Consider the following 19807-nt stretch of genomic DNA (forward strand, 5'->3'; position numbering starts at 1 on the left):
CCACGTGTTACTCACCCGTCCGCCGCTAAAATTTTAAAGGTGCAAGCACCAATAAAATTTCCGCTCGACTTGCATGTATTAGGCACGCCGCCAGCGTTCGTCCTGAGCCAGGATCAAACTCTCCATAAAAGTAGTTTGAAAGCTCATTTACTTTGCTAGCGATTCAACTTCGTTAGAAGTTGTAATCTATTGTTTGCTTCATTTAAGAAGCTTGTTTCATTAACGTTGCTTGTTCAGTTTTCAAGGTTCATTGCGTCCCAAACAGGAACTTCTCAATGTTATCATTTCACTATTATTATGTCAATAACATTTTATAATTTTTTTCACTACATTAGCGACTTAGAATAGTATAATATACTGTTTCTATGAAGTCAATAATTATTGCGAAATATTTCTGAAGTAACTATCCTCTTAAGGACAAGTAATAATATACCTCAAAAGGATAGTTGAAATCAAGCTTTTTTTCTAAAAAACTTTTTTAGGTCTACTACAAACAACATAATCCCCAAAATAACGACTAATCCGCCTACAATTTGAGAAACAGTCAAATATTCATTAAAGATAAACATTGCAAGTAGCGCTGCACCAACCGGTTCAAATAAAATGGCAATCGAAATTACATTTGTACTCGTCCATTTTAACACCCAGTTGAAAAGATTATGCCCTAATAAGTTTGGAATAATCGCCAATAAAATAAACCACATCCAATCAATTGCCGGATATGGACCGAATGATTCCCCTTTTACAATAATATAAAAGAATAAAGTAACTGTACTTACCGAATAAACGACCATCGTGTATGTAACAAGAGACAATCTTTTCCGTACATCTTGCCCGAACAATAAATAACCAGTTATTAAGGCACAGGCAATCAATGCTAATATATCCCCATAAAGTGCCGTACCACTAATTTTGAAATCTCCCCAGCTAATAAGGACGCTGCCTAAAATCGCAATGCCCCCTGCAATAAATGTCTGGAGCGTTATTTTTTCTTTGAAAAATAAATACGTTCCTATAAAAGCAAATAGCGGCTGCATTGTTACTAACACTGTAGAACTGGCTACAGAAGTGTAATTTAATGATTCAAACCATAAAATAAAATGAAATGATAAAAATACCCCTGCGATCGATGAAAAGGTCCAATCGCGTTTTGACAGTACTTTTATTTCATTTTTATATTTCATCAAAAACCACGGGAGCATAATCATTATCGAAAACAGCATACGGTAAAATGCAATTACTCCAGCATCTGCACTTGAAAGTTTTACAAAAATCGCAGAAAGGGAAACAGAGATTACGCCAATAATAATAGGGATATACGGGTGGATTGGTGGTTTTTCCACTAAAATCCCTTCTTTCTATAATATATTATCTAATATGAAATATTTTGTGATACCTCATATCATATTATCAAACTATACCTTATTAATAATTTTTTTTCGAGAGGATTTGAATTCCATTTAACATGAAGGAGATGTTTGGATATGGAATGGTTAGCGAATGATAAATTTACGTTAGAAATTTTATTAAAATTATTAATTGCGGCTACACTAAGTTTAATTATTGGTATCGAAAGGGAATTGAAAAAGAAGCCAGTCGGTCTAAAGACAAGTTTAGTTATTGCAACGTTTAGTTGTTTACTTACGATTATCTCAATTGAGACTGCCTATTCAACACCTGCACGAGACGACATTAACATTACGATGGATCCATTGCGATTAGCCGCACAAATTGTAAGTGGTATTGGTTTTTTAGGTGCTGGTGTTATTTTACGTAAGGGGAATGACAGTATAACGGGTCTTACAACAGCAGCAATGATTTGGGGAGCAGCCGGAATCGGAATTGCCGTAGGAGCTGGCTTTTATATTGAAGCTTTTATTACTGTGATTATTGTCGTACTGGGCATTGAACTACTGGCACCTTTTCTGTTTAGATTCGGTCCAAAACGTCTAAGAATGCGTGAAGTATCTTTAATTATCAATACCGACCAAGCAGATAATATAAAAAACCTCGTGGATTATTTGAGGGAGCATGATATGTATATTGATAATATTTCAATCAGGGATGTACCATTTTCTGATAAGCTGTTGCACGAAATCGATATACGATTGTCGACCGTCGAAACGAATCATACAATCGAACTTTACAACCGGCTGCGAAAGTTGGATTATGTAAGAAATATTAAAATAGAATATTTAGATTAACGGAGGAAAACGCTATGGGAGAACTATTTAAATTACTCAAGGATGGTAATAAACCGTCATTACTCGCTGCATTCGTCAATACATTTTTAGGAACGATTAAAGGAGTTGCGTTCTTCTTTACAGGAAATGTTGCGATGTTCGCCGAAATGATGCACTCTTTCGGGGATGCTGCAAACCAATTTTTTGTATTCATAGGCTCTGCCTTAGCAAAAAAGGCTCCTACTCCAAAATTTCCGAATGGTTACGGACGTATTGTTAACTTAGTCTGTTTGGGCGCCGTTTTAATTGTAGCAATCCTTTCATATGAAACAATTAAAGAAGGATGGCATCATTTTATGCATCCTGCAACGGAATCGTCAGGAATTTTGATTGCTCTTGGTGTATTGGCAATTGGTATCATTCTAGAAGGTTTTGTTTTAAATAAAGCTGCAAAAGAAGTGCTTCATGAAGTTAGCGTAGAACCTAAAGGGATAATAATTCTCCAGTCTGCAAAATATTTAAAGCGTGCAAAACCGGCGACAAAGCTTGTATGGATGGAAGACTTAGTGGCGACTTCAGGTAATGTCCTGGCGTTTTTAGCAATTGTTATTGCATATTTCACCGAATTTTACCGATTAGAAGGATTTATTTCAATGGTAATCGGTTTAATGATGTTTTACGTAGTTGGCCGTGTCTTTTTAGATAATGCACGTGGGGCAATTGGAGAAACTGATGAGGAAATGCTTGTGCATATCGGAAATCTTGTGATGGAAGATCCTCATGTAACAGATATCGCACGACTTGAAGTAATTAAAGAAGGCGAATTTTTACATGTGGAACTTATTGCGGAAACAGATCCAAGTTTGTCTCTCGCTTATTTAGATGATGTACGCGATCATTTAACAACACTGCTGTTAAACCAAAAAGGTGTGACAAAAGTTACGTTGGCGTTCGATGAGGATAATGGAGAACGCAGTTGGACACATATCGCTACAAAACCTGAATCAGAAAAAGGCATGATTTAATTGAATCAAATAAAAAGGAAGCTGGTCCCACTATCCGACCGCTTCCTTTTTTTCACGTTCTTATAATGACATTTCTAAAATTTTGCGTACATCCTCTGCTTCAAGTTTATTAAAGTTGCCGAATGGACCATATACTAGGCAATGCTCAACCATTTCTTCGAAGTGTGTAGCATCAATATCATAGTCAGCTAAGCGATTTGGGGCACCAAGAGATGTCCAAAACGCAGATAATGCTTCAATACCTTCCAATCCAACTTGTTCCTCTGATTTGTTTGTCGGATCAATATTGAATACATTTACAGCTAATTTTGCAAAACGGGAAGGATTCACATGTAAATTATGCTTCATCCAGTTCGGGAATAAAATAGCTAAGCCGCTTGCATGTGCAATATCGTAATATGCTGAAACCGCATGCTCAATGTTATGTGTTGCCCAGTCACCGCGTGAGCCTAATGCCAGGAAACCATTTAGGCCGATTGTTCCTGCAAGCATTAATGTTTCACGATGCTCATAGTTAGATGGATCTTTCAATGCTTTTGGTGCAACATCGATCAGCGTACGTAAAACCCCTTCGCTCATTTCATCTGTAATCGGTGTGTTTGTAGCATTGTTGAAATACTGTTCAAAGATATGAGACATTGTATCAACAACACCATTTACCGTTTGGTTTGCCGGCACTGAATAAGTATAGGATGGATCTAAAATCGAGAATTTCGGGAAAGTTGCCGGGCTACCCCAACCATACTTCTCTTTTGTTTCTAAGTTCGTAATAACCGAACCTGAGTTCATTTCAGATGCTGTCGCTGCTAATGTCAGGACTGTTGCTAATGGTAATGCTTCAGTTGCCATAACTTTTCTAGTTACGATATCCCAGGCATCCGCTTCCACTTTTGCACCTGCAACGATTAATTTAGAGCAGTCAATGACCGAACCGCCCCCTACTGCCAACACGATATCAATCTGATTTTCTTTACAAATTTCAATACCTTTACGTGCTGTTTCTACACGAGGGTTTGGCTCGACACCTGATAACTCAAAGACATTCATGTTCAAGTCATTTAAAATGGCCATAATATCATCGTATACACCATTCGATTTAATACTTCCCCCACCATATACGATTAATATATTTTTTCCGTATTGCGGAAGTTCTTTTCTTAAATGTTCAATACTCCCTTTACCAAAATGAATCTTTACTGGATTATAAAATGAAAATTCGTTCATCATTAGTTCCCCCTATTTTCAAAAAAGTCCCACTCCAATAATAGGAGTGAGACTTAATAATATAATGATTATACCCATCCACGGAAGCGAGAGGCCTCGGCAGTGCGGCGAACACCAACCATATATGCAGCCAAACGCATGTTAATATTACGGTTTTGTGCTGTTGTATAAACATTTTCAAATGCGGAAATCATTTTTGAATATAATTTTTCACGTACTTCTTCTTCCGTCCAATAATAACCCATATTGTTTTGTACCCATTCGAAGTAAGATACCGTTACACCACCAGCAGACGCTAAAACATCTGGAACAAGCAAAATACCGCGCTCTGTTAAAATTTTAGTTGCTTCAGCTGTAGTTGGACCGTTCGCTGCTTCTACAACGATGTTTGCTTTAATTTGATGTGCGTTGTCCGCTGTAATTTGATTTTCAATAGCAGCAGGCACTAAAATATCGCAATCCAGTTCCAAAAGCTCTTTGTTTGAAATTGTATTTTCAAACAATGTAGTAACTGTTCCAAATGAATCGCGGCGATCTAATAAGTAATCGATATCCAAACCGTTCGGATCATGCAACGCACCGTGTGCATCTGAAATACCGATAACTTTCGCTCCTAAATCACTCATAAACTTCGCTAAGAAACTACCTGCGTTACCGAAGCCTTGAATAACCACTCGTGCGCCTTTAATATCGATATTGCGTTTTTTTGCAGCTTCTTCGATCACAATTGTAACACCTTCTGCAGTTGCACGGTCGCGACCTTGTGAACCGCCAAGAACGATTGGTTTACCTGTAATGAATCCTGGCGAGTTAAATTCATCCATACGGCTGTACTCATCCATCATCCAAGCCATAATTTGAGCATTTGTAAATACGTCTGGTGCCGGAATATCCTTCGTCGGACCAACTACTTGACTAATGGCACGAACATAGCCGCGGCTTAATCGTTCAATTTCACCCATTGACATTTCGCGTGGGTCACAGATAACGCCACCTTTCCCTCCACCATATGGAAGGTCAACAATACCGCATTTTAACGTCATCCACATCGAAAGCGCTTTCACTTCCTCTTCCGATACCATCGGGTGGAAGCGTACGCCACCTTTTGTTGGACCTACTGCATCATTATGCTGTGCACGGTAACCAGTAAATACTTTTGTCGTACCGTCATCCATTTTTACAGGAATACGCACAGTCAACATACGAAGTGGTTCTTTCAGTAATTCATACATTGCTTCGTCATAGCCTAGTTTATTTAATGCCTCATGAATTACTTCTTGAGTTGATGTAAATAAGTTCAAATTTTCAGCCATTTTATAATTCGCCTCTTTAAATTTTGATGTATTTGGGTCTTTCCGCCAACATTGTAACATACTTTATTCAGAGTTTGTTAAATATTTAGCCACATTTTATACACTTTTAACAATTCCTTTGATAATTAACGAAGAAAGCGCTTTTTTCATGAAATTTGCTCAAAACTGACCTATTGTCTCCATATAAAAAACATGTCCAACTTATTAAATAAATAAATTGAACATGTCCTGCTTAATGTCCAGATTGTTCGATCCAATCTTTCAATTTTTCCTTTAGAATTTGAAATCCATCCGCATCCACTTCATCGACCCGATCTTGTAAAGAACGCCGTGGCGGCATATCCCTTCTTCGGTGGAACGGTACTTCCTGCAGCTCGCGTATCGATAAGCTTATTTTTTTTTGATCTGTATCCACATCCAGAACTTTAACTTCTATTTCATCCCCGACGGATAAAAAATCACTTACATCCTTCACAAAACCGTATGTGATTTCAGAAATATGCACAAGTCCCTGCGTATATTCATCTAAAGCAACAAAAGCTCCGTATGGTTGAATTCCTGTCACTTTACCCGTTAGCACGTCACCCACTTCAATTTTTTTTGTCATACGTTGTTCCTACCTTCTTTTCGTATATACGTAAATGTCATGTTAAATTATAACATATGAGACGAGCTGTAACAAAGAATCGCTTTAATCTAGCGTTTTTAAGTCATTAAATAAGAGTCTTTCTAAAAAAATGTAAAAATTTCTTCTCCTTCAATTTGCAGATTCAATAAATTCAAAAAACTTTTTGCTAAATATGTGAATCGTACTGTAAAATGAGTACTTGCATATATATGAGGAGGTTTTTTTTTGTCATCTAGAGATCAATTTACATCTAAGATAGGATTCATACTTGCGGCAGCAGGAAGCGCAATCGGTCTTGGCGCGATTTGGAAGTTCCCCTATATGGCGGGCACGAATGGCGGTAGTGTATTTATTATTTTGTTTGTTCTATGTACTATTTTAATTGGTTTACCGATATTAATCGCAGAATTTATGATTGGACGACGAGGTCAAAAAGATCCGATCACATCTTTTAAAGAGCAGGCTCCAAATAAACCGTGGTTTATGATCGGTTGGATTGGCCTTGTTGCGTGCGGGTTAATATTATCCTTCTATAGTGTTGTAGGTGGTTGGATATTAAGCTATATACTTCGGGCTGTTAGTTTTTCACTTACAGGTCAAGGGGTTAATTTCAGCACTTTGTTCACAGATATTATTTCAAACCCATGGGAAGTTTTAATCGCACAGGCTGCTTTCATGCTTTTAACATTATTCATTGTACAAGCTGGAATAAAAAACGGGATTGAAACAGCAAGTAAATGGATGATGCCGATTCTATTCTTATTTTTCATTTTACTGTTTATTCGTTCTATTACATTGGATGGTGCGATGGAAGGCGTTAAATTCATGTTCGTTCCGGACTGGTCATACTTGAGCGGCGATACGTTAATGTTAGCGTTAGGTCAAGCGTTCTTCTCTCTAAGTATTGGAGTTGCGGCAATGATAACATACGCATCTTATTTATCTAAGAAAGAAAAAATTGTAACTTCTGCTGTAAATGTTGCGAGTATGAATATTGCGATTTCTTTATTGGCAGGCCTTGTTATATTTCCTGCAGTATTCGCATTAGGCTTTTCTCCCACAGAGGGACCTGGCTTAGTATTTATAATGATCCCAGCTGTTTTTGAACAATTGCCATTTGGCGGATTTTTATTGCTGGTATTTTTCATCTTACTCCTGTTTGCAACAGTTACATCAGCGATTGCATTACTGGAAGTGGTCGTTTCAATCGGTATTCGAGAAAAAACAGCTCAGCGTAAAAAAGCCTCTTGGTTATTAGCATCGATTATTTTTATTGTCGGGATTCCCAGTGCTTTGTCATTCGGAATTTTATCGGACATCACCATTTTCGAACGGTCTATTTTTGACTTTGTTGATTATGTAACAAGTGCGATTTTAATGCCGATCGGTGCCTTTTTAACTTCTATTTTTGCCGGATATTATTATTCAAAGAAAATTTCTCGTGAAGAAATGCAGGCATCCCCAATTGTTTATAATTGCTGGTTGTTTATTGTACGCTATGTAGCCCCACTTTCAATTGCGGCTATCTTTATTAATAAAGTTTTCTTTAGTTAAACTTGAAAAACTTGTTCGATTTAAAAATCGGACAAGTTTTTTTTATTATTTAGAGGACTTTATAAGTTGTTGTTCATATGATAGTAAACATATACGGGGAGGAGATGGGAAATGAAATTGCAGTTTCAGGAACAGATGAAAACTTTACGTTCGGAAAAGAATTTATCAATTGAAGAGCTTTCATTACGAACACAAATCAGTATTGAAAAACTGACAGCCTACGAAAACGGTGAGCAAATTCCTTCAACCCAAACCATACTAATTTTATCAACTATTTTGGAAGTTCCGGTTTTAAACTTAATTGACGGATTACATTAAAATGCGGGCGACCTCAGCTTACAGGTCGCCTGCTTTTTATATAATACACTTCGCTTCGAATTTTACGGCAATTAATTTATATGCGATTGCAACACATTGCTCAAAAGGAATCCATTGTTCAAAAGAGTATTCATAAACTCTTTGAATGACTTTTGCTAATGTTGTTGGATCGTCAATATTTTGAAGTGCAGCGACAACATCTGCCGTTTCAGTAGAATAACTATCGGTACCGTAGCTAAAAGGGTCCCACTGTTCCAATAAATGTACACATTTTTGATTCATTTCAATATTATCCATTTGATTCACCTAACTACCTCTTATAATAGTAAGTATGATACCATAATTTGAAAGAAATCATAAGAAAAGAGGATTTAAATGTCTATTTTTAATAAAGTTCATGAGCGTCGCAGTTCCGCATCTGTAAAATGGGATATGATGAATGTCGTTTACAATCTGAAAGATACAACAGAACTACTGCCGATGTGGGTAGCAGATATGGACTTCCCTCCACCTGCAGCCTTAACAGAAGCACTAAAGGCTCGATTGGAGCACCCTATCTTTGGCTATACATTTGCTGACAACGATGTGAAAAATGCAATTGTTCATTGGTATAAAACGCGCCATCAATGGACGATTGATCCTAACACAATTATTTTCCAGCCTGGTGTTGTGCCGGCAATCGCGACCATTATCGAAACCTTTACAGAGGTTGGTGATAAAATCGGGATGTCCACTCCAGCATACCCACCATTCACCAATGTACCGGCTGCTCAGAAACGTGAAGTCGTAACATGTGAATTAACTGAACAAAATGGTCATTATACGATGGATTTTGCTGAGCTTGAAGAAATATTCCGCGCCGGTATTAAACTATTTGTTTTATGTAATCCGCATAACCCGATCGGTATTGTTTGGAGCCGGGAAGAGCTGGAGCAGTTAGTCGCACTATGTGTTCAATACGATGTCTATTTATTATCCGATGAAATTCATGCGGATATTTCAATACAGAAATCATATACGCCTGTATTAACGTTAGCGAATGCAAACGAGGCAAAAATTATCACATGTATTGCACCAACAAAAACTTTTAATATTGCCGGAATTCATGCCGCAATGATTGTTGCATCAGACCGTAAACTATTTACGGCAATCGAGGAAAATACACAGGCACACGGTAATTTAGGTTTAAATACATTTGCTTCGACTGCTGTAAAGGCTGTCTATACAGAAGGAGCAGCGTGGTTGGACGATCTTCTTGTTTATTTAAAAAACAATATGGAATATGTTGCGAAAGAATTGAACGCTATTGAAGGACTTGATGTGGAAATTCCCGATGCGACGTATTTAATGTGGATTGACTACCGTAAAACAGGGATTGAAGAAAAGGAACTAATGGCACGACTTCTATCAGTTGGACAAGTTGCGCTAGATCCAGGGACAAAATACGGGGAAGCAGGAAGAGGCTTCTTACGTATCAATGTAGCTTGTCCATTCGAACTGTTGCAGGACGGGGTTGAACGCATTAAAAGAACGATGGCAACATTTGAATAATGAATCAAAGGGGGCAGCCTGGAAATATTAATTTCCGGACTGCCCCTTTTTTATTACATCATTTTGATTATTGCTTTTGATATTCTTCCTTAGCGTTTTCTTTAGCGATACGCGCATCACGTTCTTTTAATGCGCGTTCTTCCAAAATTTTAGCCTGTGCTGCTTGGCGAGCAGCGATGCGGCGGATGAACCGGAATGTAACAAAAACAATAATCAGTAATATAGCGAATTCAATTGCAGCTGGAAGATAAAGTGATTTGTCTTCCGGGAAATATAAAAAGCCACCAGAGAAATTCATTAAAAATTGGTTCACTAGCCCACACGTCCTTTAAAAATTAGTCAATTACTGTGATTGACTCAATCTTAACATCTTCTTTAGGCTTATCGTGCATATTTCGGTCAACTTTAACAATATTGTCAACAACATCCATACCTTCAACAACTTGGCCAAATACTGTATGTTTACCGTCTAACCACGGTGTACCGCCGTTTTGTTTATAAAATTCTACTTCATCTTTTGACCAGCCGCGCACTTCCATCTGTTTTAACATCGATACTTCAACTTGAGGTGCTTGAACGATAAAGAATTGAGAACCGTTCGTACCAGGGCCCGCATTTGCCATTGATAATGCGCCGCGGATGTTCATTAACTCAGGCACACACTCATCTTCGAATGTACCGCCCCAAATAGACTCGCCGCCCATACCAGTACCAGTTGGATCGCCACCTTGAACCATGAAGTTCGGAATTACACGGTGGAAAATAATACCGTTATAGTAACCTGATTTTGCATGACCTAAAAAGTTTTCAACTGTTTTTGGTGCGTGCTCCGGGAATAATTTAATTTTGATTGAACCCATTGTTGTGTTCATTTCTACCATTACTTCGCCTGGATTTAGTTCTTTCGATAATTGTGGAAACATTTTTGTCTCTCCTTTAAATAAAATGTGGAAAGGATGGGTATAGGTATAGAACCAAACTTCCCCTTTAATACCAAGTCCCAGTTTACCATAACTCTAATATTTTAAGCCACTATGTTGCGAAGGACTTCCTTCGTATTACGAAATAAGCTATACTATATTTTAATAAAAAAGGAAGAATGTGATACTTTTGAAAAATATGCGACATAATTTCATCATCATTTTAGTAGCAAACTTTATTGTTGCAGCGTCTGTTACGATGATTATGCCGTTTTTGTCTTTATATATTGATACGCTCGGTGATTTTTCGGATGATTATGTACAAACATGGGCGGGCATAATCTTTGCGGCTACATTTATTACCGCATTTTTAATGTCCCCGATTTGGGGGAGAATTGCTGACAAATACGGGTACAAGCCTATCATGATCATCAATTGTTTTGGTGTGGGGTTAAGTATCTTTTTAATGGGCTATGTTCAAAATGTCGAGCAGTTTTTTGTATTGCGACTTGCAATGGGTGTTGTAACAGGCTTTATCCCTACTTCCATTGCGTTTATCAGTAAACATACCCCAAAGGAAGTTGCTGGAAAGACGCTTGGGACATTGCAGATGGGAAGTGTCGGCGGGACATTATTCGGTCCAGTGTTAGGAGGCTTGATGGCAGATACTTTTGGCTTTAAATATACATTTCTCATTACCGCAGTCACAATCACAATAGCGGCGACTATTATCATTTTCGGAATTCATGAACCGGCCATTATCCGAAAAGTTAAGAATGTCATTTATTCAAGAAAAAACGTAATTTGGGCCATTTTCCATCACCGCCTCATATTAAATGTTATGTTCGTAACTTCTCTCATTCAGATCGGGAACTTTAGTATTCAGCCATTGCTGTCCCTATACGTATCTGAACTTACCCCTTCTCAGGAAGTAGCAATGCTCGCTGGTGTTACCTTCAGTGCTGCAGGGCTTGGTAATATATGTTTCGCAAGATTTTGGGGAAAATTAGCTGACCATTATGGTTATGAAAGAATTTTATCGTATTTGTTAATATTGGCTGTTATTTTCATCATTCCGCAGGCTTTCGTTACAGAGTTATGGCAGCTGATCATACTACGGTTCTTATTCGGAATTATATCCGGTGGTCTAATCCCGATTACATCCGCGCTTATTCGCCGCGAAGCACCGATTGAAGTACAAGGTGAAATTATGGGCTATAACCAGAGTTTCCGTTTCCTTGGCAATATAATCGGGCCGGTATTAGGCGGGGTTGTAGCAAGTCTAGGTGGAATCCACTCCGTATTTTATACGACCGGCCTACTATTTTTTATCGGCTTTGTCATAATGTCTTTTTTGAAAAAGCTTCCAGTTCAGTATATGGACGAGATGTTAAAAAAACATGCTTAAATGTTCAATGTTTATATGGTATCCTTAAAAAACAACAGATGATTACGCATGATACGTTTTCATTTTGTTGTTTTTATTTTGGACAATTTTATTGAAGATCCTAGTTAGGGGCCAATCATCCATGAAACAACTTTTCGGCTACATTGTCATTTTATGTAGCATTCCTATACTTCTCCTAATCGGTAATGCGGCTTGGAAGGAAATGGCGAAAGCGGAGCAGTATGAACAATTAATCAAGCGATCTATTGAACTTCCTGAAGTAACTTCTACATCGCCCATCACTTTATATGATGCAAACAGTAAAATTTTCAGTGAAGAATATACTGAATGGTCACAGCCACTTGCGCTGGAAGAGATTCCTGAAATCGCAAAACAGCTATTTATTTATAGTGAAGATGAAAGTTTTTATCAACATATCGGTTTTGATGTGAGTGCAATCGCCCGTGCACTCATCGCAAATAAATCGGAGCAGTCCATCCAACAGGGCGGTTCCACCATTACACAACAGCTTGTCCGCATGCGTTATTTAACAACAGACAAAACATATGAGCGGAAATTAATGGAGCTCTTTTACGCCTACGAAATTGAAAAATCTTTTTCAAAAGACGAAATTTTTAAAATGTACTTAAATGAAATGTATCTCAGCAACCAAGTATATGGAATCGGCGCTGCGGCAACTTTTTATTTCAATCGGCCGTTATCAAAACTTTCTATTGCCGAAATCGCTTTTATCTCGGCTATTCCGAATAATCCCTCATTATATGATCCGATCGTGCATTTTGAAAATACAAAAAGCAGGCAGGAACGGTTAATCGATAAACTAACCGAACATCGTGTTATTACAGCGGATGAGGCAAATACATTTAAAAATGAACCGATCCAGTTAAATATAAAGCAAAAAGCCCAGCAATATCCGAGTTACAGTACATTCGTTTTACAGGAACTGAAATGGCTGATTGCCGAACAAACGGGTTACCGTGAAAAAATCGACAATACGTCAGATAAATTGGAAAAGGAATTTCTACAGTTAGAATTGCAGAAAAAAACAGAAGCTATTTTACATCAAGGACTTCATGTATATACTGCGTTACAACCTGATAAACAGCGGCAGGACGAGGCAGCAATTAATCAAATTTTACCAAAAACGGATTTACAGGCGAGCGCAACGATTATTGATAATGAAACACGCGAAGTGATCAGCATTTTTGGCGGAAAGAATTATAGAAAGCATGACTTGCACCGTGCATTCCAATCACCAAGACAGCCGGGTTCTGCATTTAAGCCGATCAGTGTGTTTGCTCCTTACTTTGAAGAAACTTCCGCAACGCCTTATTCGATCGTAAATGGCGGTCCGTACTGTGTCGGGAATTTCTGCCCGGACAACTATGGACGCATTTGGTACAACAATATTACAGTGGAAACCGCATTCAAAAACAGTATTAATACAAGTGCTTTACGTTTGTTTAATTCCATAGGGGTCGATACAGCATTTCGTTATATTAACCGCTTCAATTTTGAATCGATCATAGAAAAAGACCGGACATTTGCGGCAGCATTGGGCGGATTAACATATGGAGTGACTTCACTGGAAATGGCCGATGCATACTCCAGCTTTATCGATGGCTATTACCTGCCTGTCCATAGCATTCGGAAAGTAACCGATTTAACAGGGGAAACGATTTTTAGCTGGCCGCATAAACGGGAGGAAATATGGTCTGCTTCGACAACGAAAACGATGCGCAGCCTTCTGAATGAAACGGTGGCTACCGGTACCGGGCGAGGTCTTTATAGCTCTTCAGGCTATATCGGAGCCAAAACCGGAACGACGAATGAATTTAAAGATTATTGGGTTGCCGGATTGACGAATGATTATACGGCAGCTGTATGGATCGGTTATGATCAGCCCCGTTCAATGGAAGCAATCGAACGCGCAAAAATTCATTTTTCTATATTCAATGCAATAACAGAATAAAAAGAAGCTTGTTAGTTTTAAATAGCGCACCTCCCCCGCTAAAACCTAACAAGCTTTTTTTATACTATGCGAACGGTAAGCTCGCGAGAATCCCGTTGTACAGCTTAATAACGGCATAGACGACAAGAGACAGTAAAAGAAACCACGTAAGTACTTCAAAAAGGATTAAACCGATGACACCTGCAATGGACATGTACTGACTCTTCTTATAAACGTTATAAATAAAATAACAAAAAATCGTGAACACAAAAATGCCGACTAAAATTAGTAAGGATTGACTTCCAATTACCGAAGCAAATGCTCCAAAAAAGAAGATGACATATCCACCGCGTGCTGCATGGATCGTTTGCCCTTCTTTATCTTTTGAGAAGAACAGCATTCCAAGCTCATGAATCGTTTCCCCGATCAGCTTCAATGCTGAAAAAATCATGAAAAATAGTAGTACAAATACAATCAGTAATACGAAACGCAGCTCCAGATCCGATAAAAATTCACGCATTCCATTATAGACGCCGATTGCATGAAGCAATTGTAGTGATTCTGATATGGCTAACATACTGAAAGAAAAACTGAATAAAATGATTGTAATGAATGGTAAGTAGCCATATAAATATGGATTTTTCATAATTTTGGTCCCTCAAAACTCGTAATATTTCTCTTTCTCATCATAGCTAACTATGAGAGGACGAGCAAGCCTCTCCTTATCAACTTCCGCATACTTACCAGTAGCGTCTCGGATAGCGCGGATAGCGCGGATAATAAGGCGGATAGTAGTAATTAGGCGGATACGGTTGATAATACGGCGGATATGGTCCGTAACGATTATTCAATGAACCTCCTAAAAAACCTCCTAAAAAGCTCCCTAAAAACGGAACCCCAAATGGATATCCGAATCCAAAACCTGGATTATAGCGATTAACCATGTTCATGTCCTCCTCCCTTATGAATAGTGTATTCATAATTATGAGAGCCGCTAGTCACCCGCCTAAAAATGAAAAAGATGCCTTGCAAGTTTTTCCTTGCAAAGCATCCAGGAGGATTAATTAGTTATCGCGCAATTCTACTAATGCTGCCAAAGTACGCACCATTGCGCCTGTGCCGCCTTTTGGTCCTAATGCATGCGGTGCATCCGCATCGGATGTCCCTGCAATATCAAGATGAACCCAAGGCGTACCCTCTGCAAACTCTCCAACAAAGCCACCGCCGAAAATCATATGGCCGTCACGACCCGGCGAGTTATTTAAATCTGCAACTTCCGATTTACGGATACGCTTTTTATCGCTTTCTGTTAATGGTAAGCGCCATACAAACTCGCCTGTTTCAAGCGCCGCACCCATAAACTCTTCGAAAAATTCCTCGTTATTTGTTAAAGCACCTGTTTTATCTTTCCCTAATGCTACAATTACGCCACCCGTTAATGTTGCAACATCGATTAAATAGTTGGCACCTTGCTGTTTTGCATATGTCATGGCATCTGCCAATACTAAACGGCCTTCTGCATCTGTATTTAATACTTCCACTGTTTTGCCGTTGTACATTGTAATGACATCATCCGGCTTAAATGCATCCCCTGATACCATATTGTCTGTAGAACCGATGACCGCAACGACATTTTGTTTCGGATGAGTTTCACCGATAATGCGCATTGCACCAAGAACGACAGCAGCACCGCCCATATCACCTTTCATGCCGACCATGCCTTCACGCGGTTTTAATGAGTAGCCGCCTGTATCGTATGTTACCCCTTTTCCGACAAAGCCAATGACATCTTCCCATTCAGGTTTTCCTTGGTATTTCAGTGTAATTAAACGTGGCTCTTCTACAGACCCTTTATTGACAGATAAAATACCGCCCATACCCAATTCTTCCAGTTGTGCTTTATTTAATACTTCGACTTCTAAGCCATAAATATTGGCAAGCTCTGTTGCATAATCTGCTAAGTCACTTGCTGTCAGTAAATTAGGAGGTAAGTTGATTAATGTACGCGCTTCATTTACAGCATCCGCATAAATTTTCCCGACTTCAAAGTTTCCAATGACATCTTCCATATTTGCTTCCGTCACAAATTGGATTTGATCAAAATACGTATTCGGCTCATTTGAAGTCGTTTTATAATTTTGTACGGAATAATAACCTAAATTCAAACCTTCACCAGCTAAATACGCGACTTCCGCTTCTTCCAACTGATCTGTTGTAAAAGATTCTACCCAAACTGCCGCGTCGCTTACTTTTGCCGCTTTCAGTTCTTTACCAACAGCTGCAAATACTTCACGTAATTCGTTCGCTGTTATATTTTTGCGTTCACCGAGACCGACAAAGTAAATACGTTTAAGTGAAGAATGACTGCCCGAATACGGTAATTTCGTAATTTTTTTAACGTCCGACGAAATTTCGCCTGCATGAAGCCATGTGTCAATGACATCTCCATAAAATTCACTAAACGCTGACCAGTTTTTCATTTGCTCACGATGTTTTTGGACTCCGATAATCAATGTTTCAGAAGTTTGTGTTTCAAATGTTTTTGCTGCTGATTCAATATTCATAGTTTAAAACCTCCTAATGTATAGTTTTATTATATACAAAACTTTTTAATTCGGGTAACGAAACATCCAATAATTTTTATTTTTCTGTGAGTTTAAATTCAAACGAATGTAGGGAAAATGATATAATTATAGCAATGAGGAGAAAGTAGGTGTAATTATCGAACTTCTACAAAATACGCCACTTTGGCTTGGAGTTTTTGCGATTATTTTTGCGCAAGTTTTAAAAGTACCGATTCATTTTATCATAACGAAAAAAGTGGATTGGAGCTTGCTGACATCTACTGGCGGAATGCCGAGTTCCCATTCTGCAGCTGTGACAAGTGTTGCTACGGCAGTTGGTATTGAGACCGGATTCGATTCACCGACTTTTGCTGTTGCAGCGATGCTGGCAGGAATTGTCATGTACGATGCGAGTCATGTACGCTTTCAGGCTGGACAACATGCTGCAGTTTTAAACGAACTGCGCCACGATCTTCGTTTGTTTTTTGATGAAATTAAGCGCTGGCCGGAAATGAATGAGCAAGAAAAAATAGAGGATTTAAAAACATTATTAGGTCATAAAAAAAGTGAAGTATTCGTCGGAGGATTTGCAGGGATTGTTTTTGCAGCTTTATGGTACACCATTCAAATATTATAAAATAGGAGGTATGTTAAAGGCCAAACCGGCTTTAACATACCTCCATATTTTTTTGCAGGCAATCCGCTGAAGTAAACTAAAACATGCGATATCCTGCTTTTCGCAGTGCAATCATGACAAAGCCGGATACGATTGCCCCGCCAAAACCGCCAGCTAAGATGATGATATCAACGAGCTGTAAGGCCTGAATTTTATCGATTAAAGCAGGAAATGCTGTCCCCGCCTTAAAGAAATAATCTAAAAAACTTACTTCATCAATGATAAAAACTACGACAACCGGATAGACAATTGCCATCAACCATGTCATCCGCAATAACATATTCAATAAAAAGCCGATTCCGAAAAACATGACAAAAAATAAAACGACGGAAATGATTACTTGTACTAACGAAACATCATTCATGTTATGTATACCCCCATTAATCTATCATAATTTTACATGATATAACGGGTCCTTTCAATTCAACATCCAAAATAACGTACAGAATACTAATATTGTCAAAATTCCTTCATAAAGTAAATAGTTTTATTTTTTGAAAAACAGATGATATTCGCTATAGCCAAATACATCCCCCGGGTTCACACCTTCAATAATCGGGTGAATATGTTGTGCTGCATGCTGGTTAGCCATTTCTCTGAGCATGACCGATGACAGTTCATGATGGATAATCTCATTTGGTGCCATCCAGCATGCTTCACCGATTTCTCTTTCCTGCAAAGTAAATGGCTGATCATTATCGACTGGCTTACAATAAAAAATCGCCATATTGTCACTAATATCATTCAAAATTACACCGGAACGGAAGCCCACTAGTCCCTTTACTTCACAAACAATTCCAGTCTCCTCCAACACTTCACGCGTGACAGCATTCGTAACGGTTTCGGCTGGCTGGACAAATCCTGCCGGTAAGGACCATGCCCCTTTTAGTCCCCCATATGTTTTTTTGACGAGCAGCCACTCTCCTGCTGAATTTTCAACAATTGCAGCCACTCCAAGCCATACTTTTCCACGATCCTCTTTCATTAACATCAATCCCCTTTGCTAGGCTGATAAGGTCGGGTAGCTAGTCTCCCGCTTATCCTTTTCTCCCGGTTAGATAATTACTACCTGAATGCGGGATAAAAAAACTTGCAAAGGATGCGTTATACACTCGTTTGCAAGTTTGAAGTTTGTTTATATAAATTTGAATTTCCCTTTTTTTAATGTTAAGCCGACACCGCCGACTAAATATAATGCGCGGTCGTCTACGACTTTCTTTAACGCGGATGCAGGTTTACCTGTAAATTTACGACCGAATGCTGTTCCGATTGCATCTTCCTGACCTAATGAACAAACAGCCCCCTTATCATCGTAAACAAATACTTCTGTCGGTTCATCATTCATAATATGTTTAATATTTTTCGCAATAATAGCACCTTGCTGCATCGCAATTTGAGCTGTTGGCGGATAAGGTCTGCCAGTTTCCTCATTCAGTAAAAACGCACAGTCTCCTACGATAAAGACATCGTCAAAGCCCGGTGCGCGCATATCTTCACGAACTGCAATACGTGCACGGTTTGATTTAATACCGGAAGACTCGATTAAAGCATTTCCACGTACTCCCGCAGCCCATACAACTGTGCCGGCTTTAATGAATTCCGTGTTTCCTTCGTCCTTTTTAATTTTCACACCTTCTGCAGTTGCTTCCACAATAGGTGTACCGATTGAAAATTCCACACCTTTTTTACGTAACTGTTCCTGTGCATAATCGACTAACTCCGGATCAAATCCTGGTAATACAGTCGGTGCTGCCTCTACGCAAAGAAGGCGTACTTTTTCCTGTGGGATATCAAATTCTCTGCATAGTTCAGGAATCCGGTTACCCAGCTCCCCTAAAAATTCAATTCCTGTAAAACCGGCACCGCCTACGACAATCGTAAGCTTACTGTCGTCTTTTACTTCATCCAAAATCCAAGAAGCAAACTGATATTCGATATGCTCACGGACTTGGCGAGCGGTATTAATATTCGTCAATGATAATGCATGTTCCTTCAGGCCGGGAATTCCGAATGTTTCCCCTTCAAATCCTAAGCCAATCACTAAATAATCGTACGTAAACTCACCGGCAGATGTCTCTACTTTCTTTGTATTGACATCAATGTTTTCTACATTTGCGATGACAAACGTTACATTGTCATTAATCACTTTTGAAATCGGATAACGTGCTTTATCCGGTGAAATCGTACCTGCCCCTACTTCATGCAGCCAAGTTGTTTCATAATGATAGTCGTTTTTGTTCACTAAAATAATTTCTGCTTCGTGTGTATTGATTAACTTTTGAAGATTTACAATTGTAGTTAATCCCCCGTACCCCGCGCCTAATACTAAAATAGTCGGTCTCTTCATTCAATCAAACCCCTTCATTTTAATGAATCGGCGCTATAAATCTATTGGCTATTTTTATAGAACGCCAGTAAACGGTTTATTACTGAAATACTAACATAATAGTAGCGTTTTTCCCGCGCGATTTCAAACAAATGGATATGATTCG

The 19807-nt window shown here is 38.7% G+C and carries 21 protein-coding genes and 1 rRNA gene; 8 read left to right on the plus strand and 14 right to left on the minus strand.

The window, feature by feature from the left end; genetic code table 11:
* Both CBM15_RS16615 and CBM15_RS16620 read right to left on the minus strand, forming a co-directional pair.
* Positions 1-129: ribosomal RNA gene (locus tag CBM15_RS16615) — 16S ribosomal RNA — on the minus strand; the annotation flags it as partial.
* A gap of 323 nt (positions 130-452) precedes the next feature.
* Positions 453-1343 (minus strand): DMT family transporter, encoded by an 891-nt coding sequence (locus CBM15_RS16620; protein WP_087618347.1) that lies wholly within the window; start codon positions 1341-1343, stop codon positions 453-455.
* Positions 1344-1484: 141 nt separating this feature from the next.
* On the opposite strand from CBM15_RS16620, the gene CBM15_RS16625 reads away from it, so the two are divergent.
* Positions 1485-2204: an MgtC/SapB family protein gene (locus tag CBM15_RS16625; RefSeq protein WP_008408857.1), complete on the plus strand. Its 720-nt coding sequence runs from the start codon at positions 1485-1487 to the stop codon at positions 2202-2204.
* 14 nt (positions 2205-2218) lie between these two features.
* Positions 2219-3208, plus strand: coding sequence for a cation diffusion facilitator family transporter (locus CBM15_RS16630; RefSeq protein WP_087618348.1), 990 nt, complete (start codon positions 2219-2221; stop codon positions 3206-3208).
* 60 nt (positions 3209-3268) lie between these two features.
* On the opposite strand, the gene CBM15_RS16635 is transcribed toward CBM15_RS16630, so the two are convergent.
* The 3 genes from CBM15_RS16635 to yugI form a co-directional block, all read right to left on the minus strand.
* Positions 3269-4432, minus strand: a complete 1164-nt coding sequence (locus tag CBM15_RS16635) for an iron-containing alcohol dehydrogenase (RefSeq protein WP_087618349.1) — start codon at positions 4430-4432, stop codon at positions 3269-3271.
* A 68-nt stretch (positions 4433-4500) separates the two neighbouring features.
* A complete protein-coding gene (locus CBM15_RS16640) occupies positions 4501-5745 on the minus strand; it encodes a Glu/Leu/Phe/Val family dehydrogenase (protein ID WP_087618350.1) in 1245 nt (414 codons plus the stop codon).
* A 232-nt stretch (positions 5746-5977) separates the two neighbouring features.
* Complete coding sequence (yugI, locus tag CBM15_RS16645; RefSeq protein WP_008408849.1) at positions 5978-6352, minus strand: S1 domain-containing post-transcriptional regulator GSP13; 375 nt, start codon at positions 6350-6352, stop codon at positions 5978-5980.
* Positions 6353-6598: 246 nt separating this feature from the next.
* On the opposite strand from yugI, the gene CBM15_RS16650 reads away from it, so the two are divergent.
* Together CBM15_RS16650 and CBM15_RS16655 are read left to right on the plus strand one after the other, a co-directional pair.
* Positions 6599-7927: a sodium-dependent transporter gene (locus CBM15_RS16650; protein ID WP_008408847.1), complete on the plus strand. Its 1329-nt coding sequence runs from the start codon at positions 6599-6601 to the stop codon at positions 7925-7927.
* Positions 7928-8038: 111 nt separating this feature from the next.
* Complete coding sequence (locus tag CBM15_RS16655; RefSeq protein ID WP_008408845.1) at positions 8039-8245, plus strand: helix-turn-helix domain-containing protein; 207 nt, start codon at positions 8039-8041, stop codon at positions 8243-8245.
* 36 nt (positions 8246-8281) lie between these two features.
* On the opposite strand, the gene CBM15_RS16660 is transcribed toward CBM15_RS16655, so the two are convergent.
* A complete protein-coding gene (locus CBM15_RS16660; protein ID WP_173364534.1) occupies positions 8282-8542 on the minus strand; it encodes a YugE family protein in 261 nt (86 codons plus the stop codon).
* 78 nt (positions 8543-8620) lie between these two features.
* Here CBM15_RS16660 and CBM15_RS16665 point away from each other — a divergent pair, with 78 nt between their 5' ends.
* Positions 8621-9796 (plus strand): MalY/PatB family protein, encoded by a 1176-nt coding sequence (locus tag CBM15_RS16665; RefSeq protein ID WP_087618351.1) that lies wholly within the window; start codon positions 8621-8623, stop codon positions 9794-9796.
* 67 nt (positions 9797-9863) lie between these two features.
* On the opposite strand, the gene CBM15_RS16670 is transcribed toward CBM15_RS16665, so the two are convergent.
* Both CBM15_RS16670 and CBM15_RS16675 read right to left on the minus strand, forming a co-directional pair.
* Positions 9864-10109 (minus strand): hypothetical protein, encoded by a 246-nt coding sequence (locus CBM15_RS16670; protein WP_008408841.1) that lies wholly within the window; start codon positions 10107-10109, stop codon positions 9864-9866.
* A gap of 22 nt (positions 10110-10131) precedes the next feature.
* Positions 10132-10719, minus strand: coding sequence for a peptidylprolyl isomerase (locus tag CBM15_RS16675; protein ID WP_008408840.1), 588 nt, complete (start codon positions 10717-10719; stop codon positions 10132-10134).
* Positions 10720-10906: 187 nt separating this feature from the next.
* Here CBM15_RS16675 and CBM15_RS16680 point away from each other — a divergent pair, with 187 nt between their 5' ends.
* Both CBM15_RS16680 and CBM15_RS16685 read left to right on the plus strand, forming a co-directional pair.
* The gene (locus tag CBM15_RS16680; protein WP_087618352.1) at positions 10907-12124 is read left to right on the plus strand and encodes an MFS transporter; all 1218 of its coding nucleotides are present in this window, start codon (positions 10907-10909) and stop codon (positions 12122-12124) included.
* Between the two features lie 121 nt (positions 12125-12245).
* Entirely contained in the window at positions 12246-14096 is a 1851-nt protein-coding gene (locus tag CBM15_RS16685) for a transglycosylase domain-containing protein (RefSeq protein ID WP_087618353.1), read from the plus strand.
* Between the two features lie 64 nt (positions 14097-14160).
* Here the strand turns inward: CBM15_RS16685 and CBM15_RS16690 are convergent, their stop codons facing one another.
* The 3 genes from CBM15_RS16690 to CBM15_RS16700 all read right to left on the minus strand — a co-directional run bounded on the left by CBM15_RS16690 (position 14161) and on the right by CBM15_RS16700 (position 16639).
* The gene (locus CBM15_RS16690; RefSeq protein WP_087618354.1) at positions 14161-14721 is read right to left on the minus strand and encodes a YufK family protein; all 561 of its coding nucleotides are present in this window, start codon (positions 14719-14721) and stop codon (positions 14161-14163) included.
* A gap of 94 nt (positions 14722-14815) precedes the next feature.
* Complete coding sequence (locus CBM15_RS16695; RefSeq protein WP_008408834.1) at positions 14816-15019, minus strand: hypothetical protein; 204 nt, start codon at positions 15017-15019, stop codon at positions 14816-14818.
* 120 nt (positions 15020-15139) lie between these two features.
* Complete coding sequence (locus CBM15_RS16700; protein ID WP_087618355.1) at positions 15140-16639, minus strand: leucyl aminopeptidase; 1500 nt, start codon at positions 16637-16639, stop codon at positions 15140-15142.
* Positions 16640-16796: 157 nt separating this feature from the next.
* Here CBM15_RS16700 and CBM15_RS16705 point away from each other — a divergent pair, with 157 nt between their 5' ends.
* Positions 16797-17276, plus strand: a complete 480-nt coding sequence (locus CBM15_RS16705) for a divergent PAP2 family protein (RefSeq protein WP_087618356.1) — start codon at positions 16797-16799, stop codon at positions 17274-17276.
* A gap of 76 nt (positions 17277-17352) precedes the next feature.
* Here the strand turns inward: CBM15_RS16705 and CBM15_RS16710 are convergent, their stop codons facing one another.
* The 3 genes from CBM15_RS16710 to CBM15_RS16720 all read right to left on the minus strand — a co-directional run bounded on the left by CBM15_RS16710 (position 17353) and on the right by CBM15_RS16720 (position 19662).
* A complete protein-coding gene (locus CBM15_RS16710; RefSeq protein WP_008408831.1) occupies positions 17353-17679 on the minus strand; it encodes a YuiB family protein in 327 nt (108 codons plus the stop codon).
* A 123-nt stretch (positions 17680-17802) separates the two neighbouring features.
* Positions 17803-18300: an NUDIX domain-containing protein gene (locus CBM15_RS16715; protein WP_087618357.1), complete on the minus strand. Its 498-nt coding sequence runs from the start codon at positions 18298-18300 to the stop codon at positions 17803-17805.
* Positions 18301-18450: 150 nt separating this feature from the next.
* Positions 18451-19662, minus strand: coding sequence for an NAD(P)/FAD-dependent oxidoreductase (locus CBM15_RS16720; RefSeq protein WP_087618358.1), 1212 nt, complete (start codon positions 19660-19662; stop codon positions 18451-18453).
* Positions 19663-19807 lie beyond the last annotated feature (145 nt).

It is taken from the genome of Solibacillus kalamii (assembly GCF_002174535.1).
Lineage (GTDB): Bacteria > Bacillota > Bacilli > Bacillales_A > Planococcaceae > Solibacillus > Solibacillus silvestris.